Here is a 4,505-nt window from a genome sequence, read left to right as displayed (position 1 = left end):
CGAATAATTTTCCGCAAATATTAAAAGAAAAATAAGAGTCATTAATTTAGAAAATGTCATTCTGATTACGGGATTTTAATATTACTGCCAACGTTTTGTGGCTTGACGCAGAAGCGAAGCCAACGAACGATTTATTTTCTGCTAAAGATAAACATTTTCGTGAAAAACAGACTTCAATTTAAAATAAAATGAGCTATTGCGCCAAACCGCTGTTGTGTGACGTGCTAAATGTCAGATTATTTTTAGAAATTTTTCCGTCTTTCGAACCTTTTTTCAGATTTTCTTCCGTTTAGTTTCAGATTTCACGTAGCTGTTTTGTGTCATATTTCCGATGAGTTTTTAAGTTGAGATTTTTCAGGTTTTGTTTTCTATTTTCAACCGTTAGACTTTACTAAATGTCCGCTAAACTTGAACCAAACTTTACTCGATTTCAGATAAAATTCAGCCGTTAGTTTCCTAAAAATTCACAAAAGTGGACATTTCGTCAAGTCTTAAAATTCAAACAGTTATTCAAACTAAAATGTTTCACTTCTGAATTTCGTCGGAAGTATGGCACACAACGGTTTGCGGCTTGGCGAAGGTGGCGATTTTACCACAAATGTTGATGCGGAGAACCAAACTTTGATTAACCACAAATATGTCTGCGGAGCACTGAACCGCCACTTTTGCCAAACCGCTGTTAGTGGCTGGCTTTCTTCTGTCAACCGAATAATGTCGTGTTTGATTGTTCAATATTTTTTGGTCTGTTAGTCATTAAATTTTCAAATTCTGTGTAGTCGTCTTTTGATTTGATTACAAATATTTTTGAAGTCTGTATTTTGTCTTCCTTTAATTCTGTGAATTTAGAAAGTCCTTTTTTGCTGTTAAGAATAATTTCTTTGTTTGCGTTATATGTTGGCAGGTCGATGTCTGACTGAACTGGATTGATAACTGCAATTGGTCTTTGAGTTTCGCAAAATGATTTTGTCGTAAAACGTGAACCACCGTCCAACGAACTTTGAATTAAAATTAGTCCGTTTGATAATCCTGCTTGAATTCTGCAAGATTTTACAACCGTGAATGTGTCTTCTTTTTTGTCTGGTGGCATTTCTGAAATTAAAAGTCCGCCACTTTCAATAGTCTTTTCAGCGTTTTCAGCAGTCTTTTTCAGTAGTGTTTTTTTAGTGTTATAATTTAGTCCGCCTGCTAAAATGCCAATAACTTTATTATGAATTTTGTCGTTTGATTTTATAGAAAAATTATCAACTCCTTCCGCAAGTCCGTTGCAGATTGCCCAATTTGTATTTGAATAAAAAGAACCAATTCTTTCTGAAATTTTTACAGCATTTTCATTCGGTTCTCTTGTTCCAATGATGCAAACTGTCTTATTGTAAAGTAAATCAAGATTGCCTTTGCAATAAATAACAGATGGTGGGTCTTTAATTTCTTTTAGAAGAACTGGATAGTCTTCGCTTGTGAATTCTATTATTGTAATGCCTTCTTCTTTGCATTTAAAAAAAATGTCTTTGGCATTTTCTACCGCTTCATAAATTATGTCATCATCAAACTGTTTGTTATTGGCTGTGATGATTTCTTTAATTTCTTGAATTGTGTTAGTGGTTTCAAACGTGTTTTTTGAAACCACCTTTTTTACAAAAGCAGGACCGATGCCTTTTAATTCAGACAGTGCAATTATTCCTATTATTTTATTATTGTCCTTCATTTTAAACTATGTTCTCTATAAAATTACCGCACCCTTTACCACCAAATTTTTGAGGAACACAAGATAAAAAACGTGTTCCTTTATTTCTGTTAACTTTCACTTGCAGTTTTGTTCCACAATGAGGACAAACTCTTTCGCTTTCAACTGTTGTGATAAGATAAAACAAAGTTACGAAAATGATATTCTTTACGCCTTTTTCTATGAACTTTCCGCAAATTGAATATGCTGTTCCGCCAGTTGTGAATTGGTCGTCAAGTATAATTATGTTTTTGCCTTGTAGGTCTGTGTCGTTTGAAAGGAAAATGTGTTTATCAACAAATTCTTTTCTGCTTTTGTAATCCTTTTGGTTTCTAATGCTTCCTTCAATTTCATCAGTCCAAAGGATAAATTTTTGCTTTGGGATTGTTGTTTCAACTAAATCAAACAACTCTGATAGTTTGTTTGGTGGTTGAGTTGTTTTTTTATCTGATACAAAAGTGAAAAAGTCCCAACTGACATTTGGCATACTTTGCTGAACAAAAGACAGAAAGTTGGAAGTTGCTTTGCCGAGTTTTTGCAATGTTTCTTGAGTTCGGTCGGCTCGCTGAAATTCAAAGTATTTGTCTGCAACCGCAAACTTATCGCATTCTCCAGCTTGTTGTCTTCCAAGTGTTCTGTATGCAATAAATCTTTCAGAATATTTTGTTGTTTTGAAACGAACTGCTTTAGTTGTGTCCTTGCTTTGAAAAATACCTTCTACGGCTAATAGATTTTGTAAAGGGTTAAGCAGAATATCGTGTATTTCTTCAAATTTGTTTACAAAATATGTTGCCCCACTTTTTAAGTGTTTCCAGTCTTGACCAATTCCGTCTCTGTTTTCTTCGCTTGTTGCGGTGTAAAAATTTGTAAGAACGGTCGGAAAATTTAAGGCTCTGCCCATTTCAATGTCAAGCCAAGTGTCGCCAATTACAATTGTATTTTCTTTGGACGCTTCTCCGTTCAAAGCTGTCTGCAAATAATTTGCTGTTTTGGTCGGATTGGGTTTGTCCGCTAAACTCAATGCAAGAATTTTGAAAATGTCGTTGGCGATTTTGTTTACATATTTTGGGTGGCTGTCTGAAATGATAACAGGCTTGTGACCGTCTGATTGAAGTTTGTTTATGAACTCTTTTGCTCCGGGAATTAGCGGAATTTTAGAAAGGTCGGTTTCTTCAAGTCCGTCTTTATACGGTTTGAATTTATCATGTGCCGTGTCCGTTAATGTCCCATCAAGGTCTATGAGTAATATCATTCGGTCTGTCGTTTTTTAAGCTTGCCACTAACGTCTCGCGGCTTCAAGAAGTGGCGATGAACCAAGACCAAGCCTTCACAAATATAAACAAAACTTTTAATTAAAAACCTTTCCAATTTCTGATAAATTCCGTGCCTCGCCATTTCTTGAAACCGCTGTTGTGTGCAGGCTTACTTCGAAGTACTAATTTTCTCTTTAACAATTTGTATTAAATTTTCTAATTCTAAATATCCATCATTAAATGAAGTATATTTCCAACCATACCACCAAGGTTCTTCAACTTTCAAATTTTCACTTTCGATAATTGTTTCTAAAAACTCTTTTATTTCTGGTTCAAATTTTTCACTTGCAAAATGTCTTCCAAATCCGAAATAAGTTGCTTTGTAATTATGTTCAATTAAGACAGAAAATTTTTTACCTTTATATTCCAGTATGACACCAGTTTTGATAAAAGAATCTTTTGATTGATTAAACTTTTCTTTTTCATTAAATTCAAAACGTTCATCCAAATTCTTTTTCCAATCTTCAAATAACTTCTTCTTTGAAACTCTTGCTAATTCTTCAAGTTGCTCTTTTAAGTTGCTAATTTCGTTTATTTTTCTTTCAACAACTTCTATATTTTCTGCATTATCAGTATTTAGATTTAATTCTGCTGTTAAAAAATTTTGTAGTTCTGTGTTCATCTTTGAGTATATTTCTTTTTTATTAAAAAAATGTTTTAAATGATCTATGTATTGTACAACTGCACTTTTAATTAATTCTTCTTTTGGTGATAATGTAACCAAATAACTTTCCAGCCAAGGAAGAATTTTTGATTTATACGATAATTTTGAATATCGTTTATTAAAATTGGCTAATGAATAATCAGTTCCCCAAGTTTGTTCTGAATGACCGTCTTTTTCAGTTCTAGTTAAATAAATAACAAAAATTTGTTCAACGCTAAATCCTATTGATTTACATTTATTAATATATCTACCAATTTGATGTTCTTGTTCAACTGCATTATGTATTTTGTTTTCGATAATAATTGCATATTTATTATTTTCTTTGATGAGACCATCAATTCTTAATTTTTCATAAGTAAGAATTGGTTTTTTTACGATGCTAACATCAAATGTGAAGTTTTCGCTTTTATTATTTATGAATGTTAGAAAGTTTATTAAAGCTGGTTGATGTTGTAATAGTCTGATTAAAAACTTGCTATGAGCATTTTCATTTGTTGATAAGTCATCAAGTAAATTAAGTCTATAAGGTAATTTATTAATTTCATTATCGTAAACGACAGAAAATTTATCCAACAAATTTATCGAATGTGAAAGCTTTGTTTTCACATTCGATTTTTTCCAATTCTGATATGAATTGTTTAATTTAAATATCTCAATAAATTTATTTTCAATCATTTACGTTCGGTTTTTCAAAAGCTTGCACACAACGTTTTGCGGCTTGACGCAGAAGCGAAGCCAGCGAACGGCTAAATTTCTGCTAAAGATAAACATTTTCGTGAAAAACAGACTTCAATTTAAAATAAAATGA

The 4,505-nt window shown here is 32.4% G+C and carries 3 protein-coding genes; all 3 read right to left on the bottom strand.

The genetic code is table 11. The features are described 5' to 3' along the window. Positions 1-700: 700 nt before the first annotated feature. The 3 genes from Q361_RS13055 to Q361_RS13045 all read right to left on the bottom strand — a co-directional run bounded on the left by Q361_RS13055 (position 701) and on the right by Q361_RS13045 (position 4,372). Positions 701-1,702, bottom strand: coding sequence for a DNA-processing protein DprA (locus Q361_RS13055; protein ID WP_103727169.1), 1,002 nt, complete (start codon positions 1,700-1,702; stop codon positions 701-703). A 1-nt stretch (position 1,703) separates the two neighbouring features. Continuing rightward, entirely contained in the window at positions 1,704-2,972 is a 1,269-nt protein-coding gene (locus tag Q361_RS13050; protein WP_103727168.1) for an HAD family hydrolase, read from the bottom strand. Positions 2,973-3,142: 170 nt separating this feature from the next. Then, entirely contained in the window at positions 3,143-4,372 is a 1,230-nt protein-coding gene (locus tag Q361_RS13045; protein WP_103727167.1) for a PD-(D/E)XK nuclease family protein, read from the bottom strand. Positions 4,373-4,505 lie beyond the last annotated feature (133 nt).

Source organism: Flavobacterium croceum DSM 17960 (assembly GCF_002917885.1).
In the GTDB taxonomy this organism is placed as follows: Bacteria; Bacteroidota; Bacteroidia; order Flavobacteriales; family Flavobacteriaceae; genus Flavobacterium; species Flavobacterium croceum.
This window is presented reverse-complemented; position numbering and strand designations above follow the sequence as displayed.